The sequence below is a fragment of the Phenylobacterium sp. genome (assembly GCF_041920015.1).
In the GTDB taxonomy this organism is placed as follows: domain Bacteria; phylum Pseudomonadota; class Alphaproteobacteria; order Caulobacterales; family Caulobacteraceae; genus Phenylobacterium.
Window position 1 is genome coordinate 1 of record NZ_JAYRST010000139.1, and the last position, 3205, is coordinate 3205.

General features: G+C 67.8%; 2 protein-coding genes and 2 pseudogenes. 1 reads left to right on the plus strand and 3 read right to left on the minus strand.

The features are described 5' to 3' along the window. Both ACE3TL_RS16750 and otsA read right to left on the minus strand, forming a co-directional pair. A pseudogene (locus ACE3TL_RS16750) lies at positions 1-182 on the minus strand (hypothetical protein); the annotation flags it as partial. A gap of 47 nt (positions 183-229) precedes the next feature. Beyond that, positions 230-1603, minus strand: coding sequence for an alpha,alpha-trehalose-phosphate synthase (UDP-forming) (gene otsA, locus ACE3TL_RS16755; RefSeq protein WP_374579796.1), 1374 nt, complete (start codon positions 1601-1603; stop codon positions 230-232). A 364-nt stretch (positions 1604-1967) separates the two neighbouring features. Here otsA and ACE3TL_RS16760 point away from each other — a divergent pair, with 364 nt between their 5' ends. Then, positions 1968-2651, plus strand: coding sequence for a M23 family metallopeptidase (locus ACE3TL_RS16760; protein ID WP_374579797.1), 684 nt, complete (start codon positions 1968-1970; stop codon positions 2649-2651). 68 nt (positions 2652-2719) lie between these two features. Here ACE3TL_RS16760 and ACE3TL_RS16765 read toward each other — a convergent pair. Beyond that, positions 2720-3205: pseudogene (locus tag ACE3TL_RS16765) on the minus strand (ketol-acid reductoisomerase); the annotation flags it as partial.

Consider the following 3205-nt stretch of genomic DNA (forward strand, 5'->3'; position numbering starts at 1 on the left):
CGCCCCCGCCGCTGCGGGTGGTCCATCACCGCCTTCAGCATGATCGCGGCCGTCGCGCCGCCGAACGGCCCGGCCATGTTCCAATAGGCGGGCGAGGTCGCGCCGCGGAACACGCCCTCCCCCAAGGGCTCCAGGCGGACGGCGTCGTCGAAAGGGTGCAGCAGGGTCACAGTGTCGCTCATGATCCCACCATGGCCGAGCCGGACCTTCGGGTCGACAACCTTGAGGCTCAGGACTGCATCAAGGCCCGGACGAACGCCTCGCGCCACGCATTGACGTCGCTGGCGCGCAGGCCGTCCATCAGGTCGCGCCAGCGCGCCGCCCGCTCGGCTTTCGGCATCGACAGCCCCGCAGCGATCGCCTCGGCCACCTGCGCGCGGTCGAAGGGATTGACGATCAGCGCCTGCTCCATCTGCTCGCTCGCCCCGGCGAACTGCGACAGCACCAGCACCCCTGGATCGTCCGGGTCCTGGGCGGCGACATATTCCTTGGCCACCAGGTTCATGCCGTCACGCAGCGGCGTCACCAGCCCGATCTTCGCCGCCCGGTAGACGCCGGCCAGTTCGTCGCGGCGATAGGCCCTGTTCACATAGCGGATCGGCACCCAGTCGACGGTCGCGAACGCCCCGTTGATGCGCCCGCTCACCGCGTCCAGCCGCGCCCGCAGGTCCTGATAGGCGTCGACCTCCTCGCGGCTGGGCGTGGCGATCTGCAGCAGGAAGACCTGCTCGCGCAGGTCCTCGTGATCCTCCAGCACCTGCTCGTAGGCCAGGAACCGCTCCTCCAGCCCCTTGGAATAGTCCAGCCGATCGACGCCCACGATCATCTCGCGGCCGTTCAGGCTGGCCACCATCCGCTCGTACTCGGCCAGGGCGACCTCGCCGTGGGCCGCGGCCTCGAAATTCTCGATGTCCAGGCCGATGGGAAAGGCCCCCACCTGCGCGGTCCGGCCGAAGGCGCGCGCACGGCCCTCGTCGTCCACCTCGCCCTCGATCTCGCCGGTCACATAGTCGCGGAAGGCGCCGGCCGAATCCTCGGTCTGGAAGCCGATCAGGTCGTAGTCGAACAGGGCCTCCACCAGTTCCCGATGATCCGGCAGGGTGACCAGCAGCCGCCGCGACGGCCAGGGGATGTGCAGAAAGAAGCCGATCCGGTTCTTCACCCCGCGCGCCCGCAGCTCCCGCGCCAGCGGGATCAGGTGATAGTCGTGCACCCAGATGACGTCGCCCTCGGCCACCAACGGCGCCAGCGCCTCGGCGAAGCGCGTATTCACCCGGCCGTAGCCCTCGCTGAACGCGCGCTCATAGGCGCTGAGATCGACCCGGTAATGGAACAGCGGCCAGAGCGTGCGGTTCGCATAGCCGTTGTAGTATTCCTGCCGGTCCTGCTCCTCCAGATCGACCGTAGCGACGGTCACGTCGCCCGACCGCTGCATCGAGAGCTGGCCGGTATATTCCTCGATCGTCTGGCCGCTCCACCCGAACCAGACGCCGCTGTGCTCGCGTAAGGCCGCGGCCAGCGCCATGGCCAGGCCGCCGACGCTGCCCTCGCCGCCGTCGCCCGGCGGCTGGACCCGGTTCGACACCACGATCAGCCGAGCCATCGGAACGCCTCACAGAATAGCGCCATGCCGGCTCGTATAGTTTTGACATATGAGCGTGAAATTCGAGCTGTTCCCGTCCTCAAACCATGCATTCCAGGATAATGTTCAGAAGCGTATCCGCCGACAACGCAGCAACTGCGCAACCGCCTCGCCCTGGCGAGGTTCAATATTCGGCCGGATCGCCGTACTCATTTCTACCACAACTGAGCCTCGCGTCTGCCGACCTCACGCAACCGTGACGCTGCACCGCGACGCCTCGTCACATGCTGGACGGCGGCGCAAGTTTCCATATGTTGCCCACCGGCCTGCCCTTCGAGGCGCGACCCCGGCCATTCCATCCGATCCGGAGACGACCCACGCAATGATGCGCGCGACGGCGAGCGCCGCCCACAAGCTGCATGTCTGGCTGGCCCAGACCTGCCTGACCCTGTGCGCCGCCGTGGTCGCCGCCGGCTCGATCCAGGCCGGCGCCGAGGCGGCCGCCCGCGCCGACTTCACCGGCCTCCAGAAGATCGTCCCCCTCGCCGTGGCGCCCGAGCCCGCCGCCACGCCCGTCCGCACCCTGGTCTGGAAGGGCGCCGACGTGGACGGCGACGGCGCGCCGGACTTCGTCAATCCCACCGGTCATGCGGTCCGCCAGGAGGACGCCTACGGCTTCGGGATCTTTGGCGCCCGCCGCGACGGCGGGACGCGCCAGCACGAAGGCGTCGACTTCATCGCCCGCCCGGGCCAGGCGGTGTCCGCCCCGATCTCCGGCTTCGTCACCAAGATCGGCCTCGCCTACGCCGACGACGAACACCTCCAGTTCGTGGAGATCACCAATCCGGCCATCGGCTATGTCGCGCGGGTCTTCTATATCGACCCGACCGTCGCGGTCGGCGACGTGGTGCGCATGGGCCAGGCCGTCGGCCGCGCCCACAGCCTGCAGGATCGCTATCCGCTCGGCATGACCGACCACGTCCACCTGGAGCTCATGGGCCCCGACGGCAAGCGCACTAACACCCTGGCGGTGCTGAAGCCGCGCTATTCCGGCCAGTTCGGCGCCTGATCGGCCGCCAACGAAAAAGGCCCGGACGTCGCCGTCCGGGCCTTTCCGTATCGTTTCGAAGCGGACGCCTAGTTGCGCGCCGTATCGACCAGCTTGTTTTTCGTGATCCACGGCATCATGGCGCGCAGGCGCTGGCCGACGGCCTCGATCTCGTGCTCGGAGGCGCGACGACGAGTCGCCTTCAGGCTCGGCTGGCCGGCCTCGTTCTCCAGCATGAAGTCGCGGACGAAACGGCCCGACTGGATGTCTTCCAGCACGCGCTTCATTTCGGCCTTGGTGTCGGCGGTCACCACGCGCGGGCCGGTGACGTACTCGCCGTACTCTGCGGTGTTCGAGATCGAGTAGTTCATGTTCGAGATGCCGCCTTCGTAGATCAGGTCCACGATCAGCTTCACCTCGTGCAGGCACTCGAAATAGGCCATTTCGGGCGCGTAGCCCGCCTCGACCAGGGTCTCGAAGCCAGCGCGGATCAGTTCCACCAGGCCGCCGCACAGCACGGCCTGTTCGCCGAACAGGTCGGTCTCGCACTCTTCACGGAAGGTGGTCTCGATCAC